Origin of the sequence: Paenibacillus sp. GCM10027626 (genome assembly GCF_042676285.1) — a bacterium.
Classification (GTDB): domain Bacteria; phylum Bacillota; class Bacilli; order Paenibacillales; family Paenibacillaceae; genus Paenibacillus_Z.
Genome location: NZ_JBHTHC010000006.1, coordinates 312,589 through 332,646, shown reverse-complemented (window position 1 = coordinate 332,646; position 20,058 = coordinate 312,589). Strand labels below are relative to the sequence as shown.

At 51.4% G+C, this 20,058-nt stretch carries 11 protein-coding genes; 3 read left to right on the top strand and 8 right to left on the bottom strand.

What is annotated here, in order from left to right; all coding sequences use genetic code 11:
- Positions 1-541: 541 nt before the first annotated feature.
- The 4 genes from ACFQ0N_RS14530 to ACFQ0N_RS14515 all read right to left on the bottom strand — a co-directional run bounded on the left by ACFQ0N_RS14530 (position 542) and on the right by ACFQ0N_RS14515 (position 10,751).
- Positions 542-7,126, bottom strand: coding sequence for an Ig-like domain-containing protein (locus ACFQ0N_RS14530; RefSeq protein ID WP_379327223.1), 6,585 nt, complete (start codon positions 7,124-7,126; stop codon positions 542-544).
- Positions 7,127-7,301: 175 nt separating this feature from the next.
- Positions 7,302-8,861: an extracellular solute-binding protein gene (locus ACFQ0N_RS14525; RefSeq protein WP_379327221.1), complete on the bottom strand. Its 1,560-nt coding sequence runs from the start codon at positions 8,859-8,861 to the stop codon at positions 7,302-7,304.
- A 28-nt stretch (positions 8,862-8,889) separates the two neighbouring features.
- A complete protein-coding gene (locus ACFQ0N_RS14520) occupies positions 8,890-9,738 on the bottom strand; it encodes a carbohydrate ABC transporter permease (RefSeq protein WP_379327323.1) in 849 nt (282 codons plus the stop codon).
- Positions 9,739-9,839: 101 nt separating this feature from the next.
- Positions 9,840-10,751: an ABC transporter permease gene (locus ACFQ0N_RS14515; RefSeq protein ID WP_379327219.1), complete on the bottom strand. Its 912-nt coding sequence runs from the start codon at positions 10,749-10,751 to the stop codon at positions 9,840-9,842.
- 285 nt (positions 10,752-11,036) lie between these two features.
- On the opposite strand from ACFQ0N_RS14515, the gene ACFQ0N_RS14510 reads away from it, so the two are divergent.
- Positions 11,037-13,274 (top strand): helix-turn-helix domain-containing protein, encoded by a 2,238-nt coding sequence (locus ACFQ0N_RS14510; protein ID WP_379327217.1) that lies wholly within the window; start codon positions 11,037-11,039, stop codon positions 13,272-13,274.
- An 88-nt stretch (positions 13,275-13,362) separates the two neighbouring features.
- Here the strand turns inward: ACFQ0N_RS14510 and ACFQ0N_RS14505 are convergent, their stop codons facing one another.
- Entirely contained in the window at positions 13,363-14,217 is an 855-nt protein-coding gene (locus ACFQ0N_RS14505) for an undecaprenyl-diphosphate phosphatase (RefSeq protein ID WP_379327215.1), read from the bottom strand.
- A gap of 368 nt (positions 14,218-14,585) precedes the next feature.
- Here ACFQ0N_RS14505 and ACFQ0N_RS14500 point away from each other — a divergent pair, with 368 nt between their 5' ends.
- Positions 14,586-16,559: a CAP and S-layer homology domain-containing protein gene (locus tag ACFQ0N_RS14500; RefSeq protein WP_379327213.1), complete on the top strand. Its 1,974-nt coding sequence runs from the start codon at positions 14,586-14,588 to the stop codon at positions 16,557-16,559.
- 562 nt (positions 16,560-17,121) lie between these two features.
- Here the strand turns inward: ACFQ0N_RS14500 and ACFQ0N_RS14495 are convergent.
- The 3 genes from ACFQ0N_RS14495 to ACFQ0N_RS14485 are packed head-to-tail and all read right to left on the bottom strand — an operon-like array spanning position 17,122 to position 19,008.
- Positions 17,122-17,772: an ABC-2 transporter permease gene (locus ACFQ0N_RS14495; protein WP_379327211.1), complete on the bottom strand. Its 651-nt coding sequence runs from the start codon at positions 17,770-17,772 to the stop codon at positions 17,122-17,124.
- Between the two features lie 5 nt (positions 17,773-17,777).
- On the bottom strand, positions 17,778-18,629 hold the full coding sequence (locus ACFQ0N_RS14490) for an ABC transporter ATP-binding protein (protein ID WP_379327209.1): 852 nt from the start codon (positions 18,627-18,629) through the stop codon (positions 17,778-17,780).
- Positions 18,613-19,008 (bottom strand): GntR family transcriptional regulator, encoded by a 396-nt coding sequence (locus tag ACFQ0N_RS14485; RefSeq protein ID WP_379327207.1) that lies wholly within the window; start codon positions 19,006-19,008, stop codon positions 18,613-18,615. The genes ACFQ0N_RS14490 and ACFQ0N_RS14485 overlap by 17 nt, the downstream gene beginning before the upstream one ends.
- A gap of 247 nt (positions 19,009-19,255) precedes the next feature.
- On the opposite strand from ACFQ0N_RS14485, the gene ACFQ0N_RS14480 reads away from it, so the two are divergent.
- Entirely contained in the window at positions 19,256-20,008 is a 753-nt protein-coding gene (locus tag ACFQ0N_RS14480; RefSeq protein WP_379327205.1) for an exodeoxyribonuclease III, read from the top strand.
- The last annotated feature ends 50 nt before the right edge of the window (positions 20,009-20,058 follow it).

The following is a 20,058-nucleotide window of genomic DNA, read 5'->3' as shown; positions in this document are numbered from 1 at the left end:
GTGCTTACAATGTAAGCTTACTTGAAATCTGCGATACCGAAAACCGGAGGGAAGGACAATAATACCCGGGAAAAGTCGGATTGCAGCTGGTTGATATTCCCGGCAGCCGCCACCTTTGCTGCCGGGCATTTTTAGCGGTCGAGCGGACCGTGGATCCGTAATTTTGTCGAAAAGCACGCCAATTCGGGGTTTCGCGGACACATGATCCTTTATGTGCGGATTTTGCTTTATTTCTGCGGTGATTTGGCGCAAATAGCGGTCCGCGAACCGTGGGGTCAGGCAAATAGAAAAACGCGCTCAAAATGTTGCAGATTGTGCAACAAGTCCATGGTGGGAAGCTGGCATGCCCCCGAATTGTTGTACGAAATGCAACAATCTGCTCCTCGAAGGGGGCTAAATGGCGATGATTGTTGTAGAACGTGCAGCATTTTCGGGGAATACGGTGAAATCCTGCTTGAAATGTTGTATTCTGTGCAACATTGTGCCTCGGTCTCCCCACCGCCCTGGCAAGATGTTGTCGCTTAGTACACAGTTAACCGGGTTACCGGACTTTTAATGCCGTTAAATTGCAAATCACAACGGCCGCTTCCGCTCTGCCGGCTGTTTCCTTCGGTGCAAATTTGCCCGCCGCACGGCCCTGGATCAGCTGAAGCGCCGCCGCTTCCTGCACGTACGGCTTCGCCCAGGCCGAGATCGCCGTCTCATCCGCGAATACCCGCTCCGGCTGCGCCGCCGCGCTCCCGCCTTTGCTGCCGGTCAGGCTGAATGCTTTCATCGTCATCGCTACCATCTCTTCCCGCGTAATCCGGCCCTCCGGATCGAAGACGCTGGCGCTTCTTCCCGTCACAAGCCCGGCCTTGTATGCGATCGCCACCGCTTCCGCATACCATTTGTCCGCCGGCACATCGGCAAAGCGATGCTCTCCTGTCTCCGTCAGCCGGAGCGCGCCAACCAGCATCGCAGCATACTCCGCCCGCGTGACCGCCCGCCCCGGCTCAAAGCGCGTCGCGCTTGTGCCTTGCAGCACTTGCTTCGCGCTCAGCTCTGCTACCGCTTCATACGCCCAGTGGCCTGCCGGCAGGTCGCTGTACGTCTTCGTTACTTCCAGCACGGCATACGTTCCCGGGCGCTCGATTACAGCCATCAGCCAGCCGTCCTCGCCATACTCGCCGCCGATATAGCCCGGCTTGCCCGCTGCTGGTAGCCAAAAGATCCCGGTCCGGCCAGCCTGCAGCGCAGCATCGGCCTTCAGCCGGAGCGTCACCGGAGCGGCGAAGCCCGCCGCTTGCTCCTTGCCGCCTGCCGTCAGCCCGATTTCATACAGGCTGCTGCCCGTCCGCAGCGCCGCGCCCAGCGCCTGCTGGCCGCTCGCGATGCGCTCCTGCGCCGCCGGGTCCACCAGCGGCATAAGCGTCAGCGAAATGGCGCCTCCCGCTAGCTCCAGCGCTTTTGCCGGCACCTCCAGCGTCGCTTGCGCGCTCTGTACGAGCAGCTTACTGCCCTGCAGCAGTTCTGCCGCATTAGACGGCAGCTCCACTTTCGTGATGCCGTCAGCCGCCTCGATCGTCACCACGCCTGCTAGGCTGTTTTTCAGCGCCTCCGGCTTGACGACCATCATTCCTTTCGGCGGCTGTGGCGTTTGCGGCTGCGGATCGTACCATACATACTCCGGCGGCCGCGGCTCGGTCGCTTTGGTTACCGTAACCTCACAGCTGGCTGTAAACCCGCCATCCATCGTCGTTACCGTTATCGTCGCCTTCCCTGCGCCGACCGCCTTCACTTGGCCGTTTGCATCGACTGTTGCTACCTCCGGATTGTCCGTGCTCCATGCGACCGCTTTGTTCGCCGCATTCGCTGGCGCTACCGTTGCCTTCAGCGCCTTGCTCTCGCCTACTTGCAGCGACACGGACGACGGATCGACCTTGACGCTCTCCACGCTCACCGACGGCCCGGGCTCTTCCGTTACCGTAACCTCACAGCTGGCCGTAAACCCGCCATCCGCCGTCGTTACCGTTATCGTCGCCTTCCCTGCGCCGACCGCCTTCACCTGGCCAGTCTCATCAACCGTTGCCACTTCCGGATGGTTCGTGCTCCATGCGACCGCTTTGTTCGCCGCATTGGCCGGTGCTACAGTTGCCGTCAGCGCCTTGCTCTCGCCTACTTGCAGTGACACGGACGACGGATCGACCTTGACGCTCTCTACGCTAACCGACGGCTCAGGCTCTTCCGTTACCGTAACCTCACAGCTGGCTGTAAACCCGCCATCCTCCGTCGTTACTGTTATCGTCGCGCTGCCGGCAGTGTGAGGCGTTACTACGCCTTCTGCGCTTACACTGGCTGCTTCCGGATTGCTAGAACTCCATTGAACCGATTGATCAGCCGCATCCTCAGGCGTAACCTTCACCGCCAACCGGTAGCTGTCTCCGCCTGCAAGCAGGCTTAATGCCGTTTTATCCAGCGTTACGCCTGTCACCTTCACAGGCGCCGGCACAGTGACAACCGGCTCCACCAACACATGGCTGATGGTTACTTTCGCCTCCGGTCCTACACTTTTCACCGAAAAGCCGATCCCGCCCGCTGCCAATGAAACATCCTGGAACGTTTCCACAAGTGTATCATCAATAAAAAGCTTGAATTGCACTCCCTTTATCTCGATCTTGTAAGCATGCGGATCTGTCAGCACAAAGCCCGGGATCGCCTCACTAATATGGACTAGCGTGCCTACCTGTTCCGGAGTGGATGTATTGGCATACTTCCAAAGCTCGGCTTCCTCATTGTTTTTAAATTCCAGAAAATAATAACCCGTGCTGGATGAATACCGGAACATCGTACGGAAACGGTCCCCATAGGCAGTGAATTGCAGATTGTAATCTGTAGAGCTGTACGGAAATGCGGAGACCTTCGCCACGGCGCGCTGCGGCGAGCCTAGTGTCGTCTTGCCGACCAGCACCGCATCGCTGCCGCTGCCTTCCACCTGCCATGCCGTTGTGCCGAATAAATCCCAATTGTTCAGACCGCCGCTAAAGTCATCTGCAAACAGCGGCTCCATAATGACCGTTACTTCAGCCTCCGCGGTAAAGGAGCCGTCCTGCGTCGTCACTTTAATAACAGCTGTGCCGGGGGCAAGCCCTGTTACCTTGCCTGTATGATCCACGACTGCCGCCGACGGATTGCTTGATGTCCACGTTACAGCCCGGTTTGTCGCTTCGACAGGCTCAATATTGGCATTCAAGCTAACCGTTCTTCCCACGCCAAGCGTCAGCACGGCCGGAGTGATTGAAACTCCGGTCACCGCTGTGTACGCCTGCTTGGTCAGCTCAAGATCGTCAAACCATGCCGTTCCTGTCCCTTTCAAACCGAGGCTTATGCCTAAATAAGCAGCATCGACGGGAGGCACAATTGAAGCGTCAAGGAGCGTCCAATCCTTGGTGCCTGCCGCAAACTTGGAGACAGCCGGAGTACCGCTTGCCGGGCTGCCATCCTCTTTGTAAAAGGCGAGCGAAGCGTAAGCACCGCCGTCTGCACTGGCCTTGGCCGTTTTCGCCCATGCTTTCAATGTATAACTGCTGCCGGCATCAACCTTAATTCCGCTATCGCCTGCCAAGCTCCAGCGGCCTTCGTCCCCGGCATCAAGATTCGCGATTTTTACGGCATGCCCGGGGCTTCTAAATGTACTGCTGTCCCAATGGCCTGATGACGCGGCTGTCCCACTAAAAATCCAGTTATCGGGGCGATCGCCCGCCCCGCTATCGAAGCCGCTGTTCGGAACAGCTACTGCCGAGCCGCTCCGCGTGATCGACCAGTTGGCGAAATTGTAAGTAAGTGATTCACCGCCGTAAGACGCCGTGAACAGCGCGGCGTTTTGCTCCTGCTGCAGCCATGGCGTATCAAAGAGCTTGTAGGCGGAATAATCGATCGGCTTGCCGTTAATTTTGTGCGTATTGTTATAGGAGCCTGAGGCCAGATCAAAGTTAATATCCATCACATTACCGCTCAGATTCGTATAGACCAATCGCGGGTTCGCTTCATCGATATGAGAGCTGTCGAGTGACGTTCTGTTCAGCACCGCCTGCTTGAAGCTGGCAAAATCGGCATATTCGGAAGCGTCTGCCGTCTCCAGCACCCAGCCGTTCTTGTCTGCCTGACTGCGTAAAATGTTGTAATCATAATGCAATTGCTTCGTCGGATGCGGCTTATTCGGCTTGACCTTGTTAGAAGGATCGGCCGGCGTCTGATAGTACCAGGAATAAGGCTTTATCATTTTAAAGGCAAAATACATCGGGCCCGTATCGCTGAATACCCAGCCGGATTGCTCCTCCCGGGTTTTGATCGCTCCTGTATCCGGGAACATCGCATTAATAAAGTTATTTTTGCCCGGCTCGCTCAGCGATTTAAACACCCCGACGGCTGTCTTGCCGTCCTGCATAATGCGATGGTTTTCAGGCTGGTCATAGTTGCCGATCGGCGCATCCTCCTGATCGACGGACAATCTGAACACCGAGGCCGGCGAATCGGACAGCCAGCGCACGACGACCGGTATATCCTCGATCCAATTGTCGACGCGATTGTAAGTTACCTCTGTAGACAGCCCCCAATTCGGCTGCACATATGCAGAGCGGTATGTCTTCAAAGCGCGGCCGCTCGAATTTTGCATATTCGTTTTGCGCGAGGTGTAGCTTTTATTCGTATCCTGGCCGATTCGGACCGCCAGTTCCGGCGGCGTGTAGCTCATGCCGCTGTAAGTCAGCATGCCCAAATACTCCAGGTACGGACGGTAAGCGCCCGGAGCCATGCTGTCCGACTCGCCGACACCTTCCTGCGCGCGGTGTCCGCCAAAGTAAATCCACGACAGCGCCGTATGGTCAGCGCCCCGCCACGACTGGTCGCTTGCCGTTACACCGTCGCCCTTGGCGCGGTTAGAGGTCGAGATGAACGCGCCGTTAATCCAGTCATTTGCCCACTCGAACCACATGACATCCATCGCCATTTTGACCTTCTGCTTGAAATCCGGTTCATCTGAATATTGATACAAAGCATTCAGACACAGATAGGTCATAAACGTATATTCCGGGCTTTCATATTCCGCCCAGCCCCGGTATACGCCCGCTTCCAGCATTTCCTCAATATTGGCGCGGTTTGCGGCCTTGAGCGGCGCCCCGGAATTTCCGTTCAAATCCTTCAAATCAGGAAAATATTGTCCAACCAAATAACCTGCCGTATAATTGCTCATTCTCAAGTTTTCCGTTTGCGGCAGCTTGGCATAAGCATAGCTGGCGAAATAATCCTTTACATGCTTAATCAGGTCGCTGCTGAAACGGTCGCCTACCATCAGATAGGCATACATTTTGGAAACGGTCTTATACTGCTCCCAATCGTACGTCTTGAACATCTGGTCCAGCTTTTGCAAATTGACATCTACATTCTGATTATCGATGATTTGCGCCACCAACTGGGCAATATTCAATTGATTGTCGATTTCCGACATCTGCTTCGTTTTATTCCACATCCATTCGCGGCGGGTATCGATTGTGCCCGGGAAAGGCGCGTGTTGATTGCCGGAGGACGTGATCGGCCCGACGCTCACATGGTCAAAATCGGCTGTCGTCAGCTTCCCGTTGTCATGGCTGGTCACCGCAAGGCCGACATAGACCGTTTCCGGAAGTGTAAGGGTATCTTTTTTGATCAGCGTCCAGTTATCGCCATCGCTGGATTCGTGAGCAGTAATCAGATTACCTTTTCTGACCAGCTTCAACCAGTACGGCGCGGAAGACTTGGAGCCCCAGGACTGCGTAGCATCCCCGCCCTGCTGCAGCCGGTTCTGATAAATGACGCCGTTCGAGGGTGTAACCGCCATCATCGCATAAGGCGCCTCAGCCGAAATGCCGCCGCGAATCATAATACCGGGCTTGCTCCATACAACCGTATTTTCCATAGCAGCGACCCGCGCGACAATCTCGCCATCGCCAGTCCACGGCCGGTAAACAAAATGGAACGCATCCTCTTTGCCCCAAATATCGGCGCCCGAGCCCTTCACCTTGTAGATGCCGCCCGCTTCATCGTAACTGGCGCTTCCGGTCAGCCGGACGGCGCCGATATCGCGGTTGCCGAACGGTTCCGGCAAGCCGCTGGCAGACGGACTGGTCGTGGCCGTCACTTCATTGCTGGCAGCAGACACATTGCCTGCGGCATCTCTTGCTTTAACCGTAAACCGGTAGCTTGTTTTCGGAGTCAGCCCTACAATTGAAGCTTCAGTCGCCGTGCCGCCGACAACAGCTGCTGCTGCCCCGTCCTTAAAAACCGTATAACCCGTCACCGCCACATTATCTGTGGAGGCCGTCCAGGACAGTTTGACGCTGGTGTCGCTAACGCCGGTAACTTGCAGATCTGCAGGTGCAGTCGGCGGCTCGTCATCAAGCGGTGCATCCGAATTCAGCTCATAGACGGCCAGATCGTCAATGACGTAAGCCTCGTCTGTGCCGCCCGTATCGACCCGAACGGAAAAAGCCAGCTTTACGCTCGAAATAAGCCGCGCTCCGCCATTTGGCACAATCTGAAACTTGTATTCCGGGAGATCCTGATCGTTAATCACCTTAAGTACATTAGGCTCGCTATTCTTGTAAGCACTCGTACCTACGATGCTCGGCATGCCTGCCGGGAAGCGCGGCACCATCGTGCCGTCATAGTTACCAAACTGCAATTGCGCATAAATATCTTTATTGACAGGCTTATCGCTGGCAGCGCTGCGCATCACCTTATATTCCAGAACAAAATCGACCGGTGAGCTGCCAATCGGTCTGCTGTAAATTTCATTAATGCGGTCCTTCAGCCTGCCGCTCTTCAATTCGGAATAGAAATAGCTGGACAAATTGGAACCAAGCGAAGCATCGCGCAGCTCCAGCGCATTATTGCCGTTAATCTGTACAATGCGCTGCGTACCGCCGGAGCTGCTGTTTTCCAAAATGAAGGGACTGACGCCGTCACTGAATGTCGTATCCATATCGGCCGCCAGCCAATTAACTTTTGCTGGCTCATTGTCTGCCGCATGCGCGACCGGGAAATTGCCCAGGGACAGGACGAGGGCAAGAGCAAGCAGCAGGCACGTCATTTTTTTACTTTTTCCTATCATGAACCATGAACCTCCATTCCTCAATTAAGTAATCGTTTTCATTTCATTCCAGCAAAAGAGGGCGCCCAAAATTATCGCGGATAATTTATGGGACAGCCCTGCTGCTCTATACTTGCACCAGGCAAATGATGAGTCCACTCCCCTCCTTTCCGTTTGCCTGGGTCATACTTTTGAGCTAGTTTTTGGCGGCAAGAAAGGCATCGATTTGCTTTTGCAGCTCCGCTTGAATTTTTTTCACGTAGCCTTCGCCTTCCGCTTTCAGCTTGTTCCATTGCTCCGTCGGATCGAATACGCCATCGAACAGTGCGTTATAATATTTATCCTCTACAGCGTTGTACAGGGAAATTTCATTCATGACCGGTCCCGGGTCGAAGGAGAAGCCCGTCAAGATGCTCGATGTCAATTTGTCGCCATCTTTATTGAATTGATAATGGGCGATTGTTTCTTCATCAAAACCGGCGTTCAGACGGTCTGTTGTCGGATTCCAAATCCATGCATAAGGGAAGTAAGAATAGCTGGAGCCAATTTGCTCGTACTGGTCGTCGCCAACCGCCTTATAATGCGTCCCTTCGATTCCATAGGCAAGCAGATCGTAATTTTCCTTCTGCGCCGTCCAGTTCAAAAACATCATGGCGCGTTCTTTGTTTTTACTGACCTTAGGTATGGCCTGGAAGTTCGCTTGCTTGAAATTGGTAATATTTTCGCCCGGCTCCATCTTGATGAACGTGACCGCTTCCAGCTCGGCGCCGGGAACGTTCCGGGCGACGGCAGTGGCAAACTGGGTCGGCACGCCAAACTCATTGTAGATGGCGACGGCTACTTTGCCGGATTCAATGACAGAGTTGACATCCTTCAGCGCCAAAATATCCGGGTGGATCAGGCCATCGGTATACAGCTTCCTCGCTTCCTCAATCCACGACCAAATGCGCGGCTCCATCTCGTCGAACAGATTGTAGACTTTGCCGTCATTATTTTTGTAGTACAGGACTAGGCTTTGACCGAGTGCATCCGAGCGCAAAATTTGCGGATCATATTCCATGAAAGCCCGGAAGGCGCCCCATGAGACGTCCTTCTGCCCGGGCTGCCCATATGCAAGCAGCGGGATGACATCCTTTTCATTTTCCTTCACTTTATAGGCGAATTGGATCAGCTCATCGTAGGTTTTGATCGGCGGGAGACCGTATTTCTCGCGAAGATCCTTGCGCACCAAATACGTTCTTCCCGCCAAATGCGTATTGCCTAGCGGCAGCGCGTACACTTGCCCCTGGAATTTATTCGCATCGAACATTTGCTGCGATCTCACTTTAAGCGCATCCTGCCCGTATTTATCCAGTAACTCCTCCAGCGGCTCATAGTACCCCGAGCTGACCATCTGTTCCATATGCAGCCAAGGCGCATCAAAAATCAGATCGACACTCTCGCCGGAAGCGAGCATCACCTGTGTTTTTTGGGCCAGATCGGACCAAGGCACGAAGACCAGGTCCAGCTTTACATTGAGCGTATCGGCCATTCTCCGCTCCGCTTCCTTAATAATGACATCCATGTCGGCCGGGCGGTCGCCGGGCAGCACGATTTTCAGCGTAACAGGATCGAGCTTCTCGCTGGCGCTCTCCTTATCCCCGTTGGAATTGCCGGAAGGCGGAGCCGGTTCGTCCGGCTTGGAGCTGCAACCGATGATTCCTGCCAGCAGCAGCAACATCGCTGCCATTAACGCCATTAATCTTTTTGTTTTCATGTTGGCCCTCCTAAAAAGTTTTGTGTTACTACCCTTTCAAGGCACCGATCGTAATCCCCTTCACAAAAAACTTTTGCGTAAAGGGATATAAGAAAATAATCGGACCAATCGTCATGCAGACCGTCGCGAGCTGTACGCCATAAGTTGGCAGCGGCTGCGTATAGGTGGTCTGGCTGCCTCCTACATAAGAACCGATATTAATGTTGGAAATAAGCTGCCGGATCATCATTTGCAGCGGATGCAGCTTGTAGTCGTCAATAAACAGCAGCGCCAGAAAAAAATCGTTCCAATACTGCAGCGCATAAAACAGGCTGACCGTCGCTATGACCGGCTTGGAAATCGGAATAATAATTTTGAAAAAGATCGTCAAATCATTAGCGCCATCCACAGTTGCGGCTTCATTGATCTCATACGGCAGCGTCCGAAAAAATGATACCATAATGAAGGCAAAAAACGGGTTCAGCACATAAGGAAGGATGAGCGCCCACAATGTATCCTTCAGCCCCAGCCAGTTAGCGACCAAAATGTAAAAGCCGACCAGACCGGCGCCAAAAATCATCGTAAAATACGTCAGGAAGGACAAAATATTGCGGTATTTCACCTTCGGATGCGCCAGTACGTATGCGTACATAGCAGTGATCATCACCGCGATGATCGTCCCGGCTACGGTTACTGTAGTGGAGACGACGTAGCTGCTGAACACTTGACGGCCTTCAAATAAATATTGATAGGCATTCAATGAAAATTCCTTCGGCAGCAGCTGATAACCATGCAGCTTGATGCTCGATTCCGCTGCAAAGGAATTGATCAGCACCAGCCAAAATGGAAGGAAGCAAGCCAGTGCAAACAGGCCCGTAATGGCATAAACAACAAACATAAAGACCTTCTCGGAGAAAGGCTCGCCTGTTTTGCCTCTTGCCGCCTTTGCCGTCTTGACATGACGGATTGCGTTTTCCATCTCGATAACCCGCTTTCTTTTTAGAACAAGCCTGAATCCTTGTCTATTTTTTTGGCTATGGCATTAAACAATATGATCGTCACAAGTCCCATCACCGCCTGATATAAAATGACGGCCGACGATTTGCTGAAATCGCCCAATTGGCGCAGCGCCCGGAACGAATACGTGTCGATGACGTCCGTAGTCGGGTATAACGGGGCATTATCGCCGATGATGCCGTATATCATGCCGAAATCGCCGTAAAAAATGCGGCCGACCCCCAGCAAAGCAAGCACAATCAGCACATTGCGAATCAATGGAAGCGTAATATGGATCATTTGCTGCAGCCGGCTGGCACCGTCAATGCGCGCGCTCTCATAATATTCGCCCGATATCCCAGCAATCGCCGCCAAAAAAATGATCGAGTAATAGCCGGCGAATTTCCATACATAAATAATGGTGAGTACAGCCGGCCAAATTTCCGGCATCAGATACCAGTTCTCTCCCTGCATGCCGTAGGATGCTAATGTACGGTTCAGCATGCCGTCCGTCGTATTCAAAAACGCAAACGCCATCATGCTGACAACGAGCCATGAAATAAAGTAAGGCATGAAAATAAACGTTTGGGCAATCTTTTTGAAAATAAACAGCCTCACTTCATTCAGCAATATCGCCAGCAGCAGGGCAATCCCCAAGCCGCAAACGATAAACAGCCCATTCAGAAAAATCGTATTGAACGTTACCTTATACCAATCGCTGCCCATAAAGAAAAATTTAAAGTTGTCGAATCCGACCCATTCGCTCCCCCAGATCCCGTCAGCCAATCGATATTTTTTGAAGGCGATCAAATAACCGGTCATCGGAAGATACGCAAAGATGAGCAGGAACAGCAATCCCGGGACTGCCAGTACATACAAATATTTGTTTCTTATGATTTCCCTCAATACAGCCACCTCTACAACTCCTCCTCTCCACTGATTTACCTACCGCCAAGTTTATGCCGTCCAGGGGGCTCTGTATAGTTCTGATCGGGGAATAACGGTTCTGAACCCCGCATTTCGCCAGGTTCTTAATGAGGAAATGAAGTGCGCAAATTGGAAATCGCGGCTGACTTACCACCGGAAACCCGCGCCGTTACTGGCTTTTCGGCAAAGTCGCCATCTTGCATGGACAACAACCCGGTACGGTTCGAATATGATATACTCGTAGTGCATATTTAGAGACAAGGGGGATGCAGGTTGAGCCGGTTTATTCCTAAACAGACGTATATCCGGATTTTCCTGAGTTTATGTATTTTGTTTATCGCGGTGTCCATTCCGTTCGTGTACCTGATGACACATCAGTTCTCGATCTATGCGATGAAGCAAATTGATAAAGTGAACAAGACAGAGATCGCACATTCGCGGGACAATGCCAAGTTCATTTTCAATAAACTCATCTCATATGGCTTGAACATGTATGCGGACAAAAGCATCAAGTCCTGGATGACAGCCGGTGCAGAATCGCAGGAAGCGCAGGTGGAGGCGATCGTCGCCGCCAACAAATATTTGGCGACCGAGCCCTTTCTCGACAATGCCTACTTGATCAATATGCGGACGAAACATGTCATCGACTTAAAGTATGGCATCCTCGCTTTTTCGCAGTTTGGCGATCAGGAGATGCTGGATCGGGTCGGGCAGCCCCGCAGCACATACTTGCGTTTTTTTCTCCACAGACTGAACGGCACGCAGCAGCTTGCACTTATTATCCCGTCGGTTCCTTCCGGGCAGCAGTCTTTCGGCTATCTCGTACTGCTGTTAAATGACAAGCTTATGCAGCAATATTTGCTCAAAGAAGATGCCGGCGCGGAGATCCAATCCTTCATTTTGGACAAAAACGGACAAGTGATGCTTGGACAGCCCGCTGCCGATGATTTGTATGACGGCCTGATAACCCTTTCAAGTAACGAAACCGGAAGCTTCACGCGCACCTATGAAGGAGAAACGTGGTCGGTCCAGTATGCGGCCATCGAGCCGCAAGGCTGGAGCATTTATCATATGGCCAAACTGGAAGGCATTCGCGCCGATTTCGTCTCGTTTCGCACGCGGATGGTTATTTTCGTCGCTTGTCTGATCGGTCTGCTTATTGTCATCCTGTTCTGGAATTCCCGGCGCACCTATAAGCCTTTCACGCAGCTGGCCAATCAATTGGAAAGCAAATTCGGGCTGCATCAGAAAAATAGGCAGCGTGACAGCGCGATGGATGAATACAAGGTGATCCGGCACGGGATTGAAATGCTTGAGGATCGCATGGGGCAGCTGGATTCGTCCATGCGCGAGCATCGGAACGTCATCAAGACGGAATATTTGCGGCAATGGGTGCTGCAAGGCAAGCTGGCCTCGCCCGTAGAGCAGTATTTGCATGAACATTCAACGTTGTTCGGCCACGAAGGGCTTTATATAAGTGTTATCCGCATCAATGAATACAGCGCTTTCAATAAGCGGTACAACTTCACTTCCCGCAGGCTGTTAAAGTATGCGATCGGCAATATTGCCGAGGAAGTCGCCCGTCGCAGCTGGCATGCGGAAGCGGTCGATCTCGGCAGCGACCATCTGGTCTTGTTTATCGCCGGCGACACGATCGGGATGGATGAGCTGGTTGCGGTGCTGGAGGATACAAGAAGGCAAATTGAACAATGGACACAGATTCATGTGACGGTGGCTGTCAGCGGCCAGCGGCTGTTCAGCGATGACCTGCGCATCGTCTACCAGCGGATTCATGAGCTGACGATGCTTAAATTCATTGCCAGCGAGGACAAAGTATTCATTGAACGCGATTATGAGGATTATATGCGCCGCGCTCAGCCGCTGGACGACGACCTGCTGGATGAGCTGATCAAGCAGATTCGGATGAGCAGAGCGGATAAAGTGACGGAGACGCTTGATCGCATTTTTACCCATATGCAGGAGATGCACTACACGCAAAGCAAGTTTCAGCTGCTGCTGATGCTCTATACCTTGTTCAAAACTTTCAATAAGCTGCCTTCGGTCGAATCGGTAGAAGACATCGAAAATGTGCTGGAGTCGTTTGATACTTTATTCGGCGTACGTGAATGGCTGGAAAATGAACTGCATGGCATTATTCATGAATTGAGCAACCGGAAAAGCTCCAGCCGGCGTGAGGAGATTGTCGCCGAAATCGTGGAGTACGCCAAGCAAAACCTGCATGACCCGATGCTCACCATTGAGGATATCGCCGAGCATGTCTCTTTATCCACAAGGCATGTACGGCAGCTCTTTAAGGAAACGTTCGACCAGACGCTGTCCGATTATATTTTGCAGGAGCGGATTGCCAAGGTGAAGGAGCTGCTGATCTCAACGGATTGGCCGGTTACAGACGTCGGGATGCGGGCAGGCTTTCAGACGAAAAGCCATTTCTTCACTGTTTTCAAAAAAGCGACCGGCATGACGCCCAGTCAATATCGGGACAAACAATAAACATATCCACATTTTATGCACAAGTTATCCACAAAAAACCGGATTCGCGATGCGTCACTCTGCATCTGAATCCGGTTTTATTAACATGCTAGAAATAGACAATATATACGACTACTGCTAAAAGAATGCGATAGACCGCAAATGGGACAAGCTTTACCCGGTTGATCAGCTTCAAGAAAAATTTGATCGAAATCATGGCAAAGACAAAGGCGCTAATGAAACCGACTATGAAAAATGGAAGGGTATCTGCGGTAATATACTGCCAGTTTTTAAGCAGTGACAGCCCGCTCGCACCTGCCATGACGGGTACTGCCATAATAAAAGTGAAATCGGCCGCCGCGCGGTGGCTCATCCCCAGCAGCACCCCGCCTGATATCGTTGACCCCGACCGCGAAAACCCCGGCCACAAGGAAAGGCATTGAAACAGGCCTACGCCTATTGCCTGCTTATATGTCATCTGATCTACCGATTCCACGATCTGCTTTTTAGGGCGGAAAAGATCGGCGGCAACCATCAGAACCGCGCCAGCCACTAGTCCGATAAGTACAGTGTTCGTTGAAAATAAATAATCGTCAATCTGATCCTTGAATAACAGTCCGAATACCCCCGCCGGTATCATGCCGACGATGACTTGCATCAGCTTGAGGCGACCGGCAGTTTGTGGCGCGCCGCTTGCTCCATCGCCAGACTGTGTGCGGCGAAAACGGTTCAAGCCCAGCAAATCGATAAACCGGTGGCGGAACAAAATGACGACTGCCAGTATGGAGCCCAATTGCACAACAACTTTGAACGTATTTGCGACATATTTGGTCAGGAATTGCTCTGATTGCAGCCACATATCGTCGACGATGATCATGTGACCTGTAGATGACACAGGTGCATACTCTGTAAGTCCTTCAACCAAGCCGAGAATAAGAGCCTTTAAATAATCAATAAATTCCATGGCTGCCTGTTCTTCCTCTCCACTAGTAGATTGCTGCAAAATGTCATGCAACAGCTGCAGCTGTTAACAACCTGCATACCCTTGCTAAGTATACAAAAAAGTAGGCCGTGCAGCTATGCTTTTACCTTACCACGCCTTACAATTTTGTAATGTTAAGATTATGTAAATCCACAACAACCGGCATAGTTATCCACATTCCATCCTCATTGCCCACATGTTATAAACAAGTTGTCCACCATTTCTTGTGGATAAAGCAGAAACAGCCTAGCCGTTACCGATAAGGCGCTAAAAACTTGTCGTATTTTGCCGATTAATAGAGTAGAATAGTTCCTATTGACTACTACATAACGACTAATAAGGAGTGCATTATGCGTAGAAGTGCCATTATTTTAACAATGCTCGCTTCCCTATTTTTGCTGGTTCAAGCCGCATCCGCCGAAGGGGTTTCCACGGAGTATGTCAATAACACGTTCAAGGCTGTCTACCATGACGACCGGACAGTAACCGTAGAGGGCACCTCAGAGAAAAACGCCGGGCAATCGATGCGCATTATGGTTCAAGGCCCCCGCGGCAAAGTGAGTTTCTCCAAAGATTATCAGGTTCAAGCCGATAGTAAAGGATATTTTAAACTTGTGACAGAGCCGCTCGCTGTCAATTCCGTCAATGTCTTTATCTACACGAATGACAATTATTCCTATTATTTGGGCGTGCGGGCTAGCGAAGAACTGAATCCGCGGCCACAGGAAGCGACGATGACAACGCTGAAAAATGGCGACCCCGCGCTGCAAAACACTGTCAGTCCGGATAGCATCGCAGCAATTAAGCAAAAATGGAGCCAATATGCTCCCGTGTTCAACTACGATAAGGAAAGTCCTTATGTGCAGATGCCTGTTTTGAAAAGTCCCTACGAAGCCGGCGCATTAAAGGAGCAAGTGCTGCAGGACGCATTGAATGCAACCAAATTTATGCGCTATTTGACAGGGCTTTCCGAGAACATCACGCTCGACCCTTCCTTATCGCAGGCCGCGCAGCATAAAGTTGTTGTTCTGGAGAAGACTTACAACAGCAAAGATCCGCATAACCCGGCCAAGCCTGCAGATATGGAGGATAGTTTCTACCAAACGGCGAAGCTGAACGCTTATGAAAATTTGCACTACGGCTACGATCCTGCCGGAGCAGTCATCTCCTTCATGGATGATCGCGGGGACAACAACCGGTACAGCCTTGGACATAGGCGGGCTATTTTGATGCCGGACCTGCAAGCGGTCGGCTTCGGCATGACAAGCAAATATACCGTTATGCGGCTGAGCATACCGTTTCCGCAACAGATGGAAACACCCGACTATATTGCCTGGCCAGCAGCCGGCAACTTCCCGATGGAAATGTCGGGCTTCGAGATGATCTCGGTGCAGCTCAATCCGGAGCGCTTTGCACCGATCGATCCGGAGACGTTTCGCATTGAAGTTGTAAGCAAAGGACAAAAGAAAAAGTGGCGGCTCTACGAAACCGGCTCCTATTCCAGCGATAACGGAATGATCCTCTTCAGCGAGCAGCGCCATCCAAACGGCAACGCGCCATTTATTTCTTTCAAGCCGGAGGGACTCTCCTTCAAAGCTGGCGATGAAATCAAAATCACCATCACCGGCTTGCAGTCCAAGGATGGGCAGGATGCTTCAATCGAGTATACGACCCATTTCTTCAATCTGGATGAGAAGAAAGACCGGCAGACCGGCACGGGTACAACAGGCGGAACTGGAAATAACGGCGGCTTGGAGGTTGTTCTGGAGAAGCCTGAAGCCAGCCCTTATAAAAACGCAAGCACCTGGGCGCTTGCCGAGCTGGAAAACGCCGATAAAAATGGACTGGTGTCCCCTGTCAGCAAACTGGATTTCCGCCAAGCGATTACCCGCGAGCAATTTAGCGCCGTTGTCGTGAAATTTTATGAAGCTTTGACCGGCAAGGCTTTGCCGGAGGCGGCTGACAACCCTTTTGCCGATACCGCTAATCCTGAAGTGCTGAAAGCGTACAGCCTCGGGATCGTGAACGGCGTTTCGAGCCAGCGCTTTGCCCCGAAGCAGCCGATCTCCCGCGAAGAAATTGCCGTCATGCTCAATCGCGCGCTCCAAAAGGGCAAACCGGATTTCAAACCTGAGCATGCGTCCGAAAAGGCTGCCTTTGCCGATGCTGGTAAAATATCCTCATGGGCGACGGGCGCTGTCGAAACGCTTCGCGCGCTATCCGTCGTGCAGGGCGATGCCGATAATTTATTCAAACCAAAAAGCAGTACAACTGTCGAGCAAGCCTGCATTATGGTCTATCGCTTACTGGAAAGAATGTTGTAGTTCATACAACAAATCACTCCCGAAAGCGAACCACGGTTCGAATTGTTGTACGAAATGCAATAATCTCCCCCTCATGGCTGGCCAAGAGGGGATGATTGTTGCAGAACATACACCATTTCCCTAAAATTCGGTGAAGTCCCAGTTGAAATGTTGTATTTTGCACAACAATTTGGCCCCATCGGAGGCTGCAGATCTAGTCAGGAGGACATACGATCCGTTATTTGGTCAAAAAACGGTAATTCGGAGGTTCCGCAGACAGACGATCCGTTATTTATGGATTTCGCCTGGTTTTTACGGCGTTTTGAGGCCAATAACGGATCTACGGTCCGCGAGCCAGCCGTTTTAGCTATTTTGTTCACACATAACGGAACCAGGGTCCGCGTGCAGCCCCACTTCGACCGCATTTACAGATGTCCACCAAAGAGCGGGCTCCAAGGTCAAAATGACCGTGGGGCCCGCTCTTTAAAAATTTTTCCTGGATAGAAAGTCCCTGCTACCGGCAGCCCGCTTATTGCAAGCTTAATGGCCAAGATACCCTGAACCGGTCCAGTATACGCCCTCGCTACAAGCTTTTCATCCCGTAAAACCGATTGGATACTTGGTGCGATACGATTAAAGCAACCAATGCGGCCACTAGCATAAGTACATCAAATGACTGCAGCCCGGACGCAGCGGCTGGCATTGAGGCATTATTTTGCTGAAGCAGCTTAATGATCTGCGGCATGACGAACGGCGTAGCGACAATAAAGACGGCAAATATAAATTTTGATTTTTCATAACCAAAATGAATTTGCGCGGGAATAAGCAGACTAAACACAAATGACAGCAAGGAAAAAGACAGGACGATCTGCGCTATGCTCAACATCGCCGTTTGCCCCAATACCAACAAGGTGACCGCACTGTAAATAAGCAGGCAGCCTATAAAAATAATAAGCAAAAAGCAATACTTCGACGTGATGAACGCCTTTCTTGTATACGGGAGCGCGCATAGCAGGGCGTTTCCCTTATTTTTATATTCCGCCAGCGATACCGAATTGAACATCAAATACTGGATATATAGCGTAGTCAGGAAAAAATTGAAAAAGCTGCCCTCCATAAATGTTCCTGCCGCCCTTGTGTTCAAATAAAATGGAACGACGACGGCAATAATGAACATGATCGGGATATATTTTTTAATTAACAAAAAATCTTTGCGTATGAGATTAAGGAGCATCTTCTCTACCTCCTCACATATCCAAGCATAATATCTTCAATTGTCGGCCGCTCGATAACCGCCCCCGGCATTTGCTTTCGCACGGCCGGCTTGTCGCTGGTGAGGCCTGTAAAGCTGTAATTCGTTTCATGCAATGTCAAAAATAATGAACGTGTCCCCTCATTCAGCGCGGCCCGCTCGCCTTGTACTAATCCGTGACGGTCCAGCAGCTCATCCTTGCCTTCATGCAAAATGACTTTTCCTTGATCGACAATAATGAGCATATCTGCTGTACGCTCCAAATCCGACGTAATATGGGATGAAAAAAAGACGCCCTTGCCGCCATCGGCCATAAATTCCAGCAGCATATCCATCAGCTCTTTGCGTACCAGCGGATCGAGCCCGCTGGTCGGCTCATCCATAATTAACAGCTCTGCATGATGTGAAAGAGCCAGCGCCAGCGCATATTTCATCCGCATTCCTTTGGAGAGCGTTGATATTTTCTGCTGCAGGAAGAGGCCGAACCGCTCCATATAGCGCTGAAATGCTTGCTCGTCCCAGCGGGAGTAAGCCGGAGCAACGATGCTTTTCATTTCCTTTAACGTCAGATCCTCATAAAAATAACCTTCATCCAGCACAACACCGATCCGGTTCTTTATCGCTATTTCATTTCCTTTCATCGCTTGCCCGAACACCTCTATACGGCCGTCATCGAACGGAAGCAAGCCGAGGATCGCCTTAATAGTCGATGTCTTGCCGGCACCGTTTGCCCCGATAAAGCCGGTAATGCAGCCTTCCGGAATCGCAAAGCTGATATCCTGCAGCTGAAAGCTTCCGAGCTTTTTACGCAACCCTTTCACTTCAAGCACCAGACTCATTATCGTCATCCTCCTCAAAAAGCAATTCCATCATTTTGAACAGCTCATCCTTGCCGATCCCCAGCGCACGCGCTGACTTCCAAGCCTCCATCAGCTTGGCCTCCACCGCATGCCGCTTCGACTCCAGCAGCAGCTCCAGATTTTCTTTGGCGACGAATGTTCCTTTGCCCGCTTTAGTCGTCACCAACCCCTCAGCTTCGAGCTCGTCATATACACGGCGGGTAGTCAGCACACTGACACGCAGATCATTCGCGAGGGCACGTATTGAAGGTAGTAATTCCCCCTCCTCCAGCTCGCCATACAAAATCGCATCCTTGATTTGCTCCTTTACCTGCTGGTAGAGCGGCAAATCCGAGCTGCCCGAAATTACTATTTTCATGTTTGCTTTTCCACGTCCCAACTGTGTATCTTATTAATACACATCATATACATCATAAACGGAACTGTCAATATACCTGAAGTTCCCCTCTTGTATCTGCTATGGAACACTTTTTTCTTTTCTAGCGTTGTACTTCCTGGATTTAACTGCTACCATCGGTATATGGGACCGCCTGCTTTAGCGGCTAAGCCGTAATGAAAGTAGGGCGGGAAAGACAGCTTCAGCATAACGAGGAGAGCAGCAGCAGATGAAACTAATATCCTGGAACGTCAACGGTTTGAGAGCATGTGTGAATAAAGGATTTATGGATTACTTTCAGCAAGCAGATGCCGATATTTTTTGCCTTCAAGAAACCAAGCTGCAAGCCGGACAGATTGAGCTGGATTTGGGGGATAGGTATGTTCAATATTGGAATTACGCCATGAAGAAGGGGTATTCCGGCACAGCCATTTTTTCTAAATTACAACCTTTGTCTGTGCAATACGGCTTGGATGGCGAGGAGGATGAGGAAGGGCGAGTCATTACCCTTGAATTTGACGCCTTTTACCTGGTTAATGTCTATACGCCCAATGCGCGGCGCGATTTGTCGCGGCTCGATTACAGGCTGGATTGGGAGGACCGCTTCCTCCGCTATTTGCAAAAGCTGGACGCTGTCAAGCCGCTCATCGTATGCGGCGACATGAATGTCGCCCATCAGGAGATCGATTTGAAAAATGCCAAGTCCAACCGCGGCAACTCCGGCTTTACAGATGAAGAGCGAGAAAAAATGACCCGGCTGCAGGCGAGCGGCTTTATGGATACGTTCCGCCATTTCTATCCGGACAAAACGGATGTCTACTCCTGGTGGTCTTATATGGCCAAAGTCCGGGAGCGCAATATCGGATGGCGCATCGATTATTTTCTGGCCTCGTCCCGGCTGGCCCCCGAGCTTGTCGATGCCGAAATCGATTGTGATGTGCTGGGAAGCGATCATTGCCCGGTCTTGCTTTATATGAAATAGCTTTTAGGGCTGCCCTATGTTTGGGCAGCCCTTTGTTCGCAGCATATGAC

Bases quoted from the DNA above. Each gene is read 5' to 3' on its own strand.
- ACFQ0N_RS14530 (WP_379327223.1), bottom strand. From the start codon at position 7,126: ATGATAGGAAAAAGTAAAAAAATGACGTGCCTGCTGCTTGCTCTTGCC.
- ACFQ0N_RS14525 (WP_379327221.1), bottom strand. From the start codon at position 8,861: ATGAAAACAAAAAGATTAATGGCGTTAATGGCAGCGATGTTGCTGCTG.
- ACFQ0N_RS14520 (WP_379327323.1), bottom strand. From the start codon at position 9,738: ATGTTTGTTGTTTATGCCATTACGGGCCTGTTTGCACTGGCTTGCTTC.
- ACFQ0N_RS14505 (WP_379327215.1), bottom strand. From the start codon at position 14,217: ATGGAATTTATTGATTATTTAAAGGCTCTTATTCTCGGCTTGGTTGAA.
- ACFQ0N_RS14500 (WP_379327213.1), top strand. From the start codon at position 14,586: ATGCGTAGAAGTGCCATTATTTTAACAATGCTCGCTTCCCTATTTTTG.
- ACFQ0N_RS14495 (WP_379327211.1), bottom strand. From the start codon at position 17,772: ATGCTCCTTAATCTCATACGCAAAGATTTTTTGTTAATTAAAAAATAT.
- ACFQ0N_RS14490 (WP_379327209.1), bottom strand. From the start codon at position 18,629: ATGAGTCTGGTGCTTGAAGTGAAAGGGTTGCGTAAAAAGCTCGGAAGC.
- ACFQ0N_RS14485 (WP_379327207.1), bottom strand. From the start codon at position 19,008: ATGAAAATAGTAATTTCGGGCAGCTCGGATTTGCCGCTCTACCAGCAG.
- ACFQ0N_RS14480 (WP_379327205.1), top strand. From the start codon at position 19,256: ATGAAACTAATATCCTGGAACGTCAACGGTTTGAGAGCATGTGTGAAT.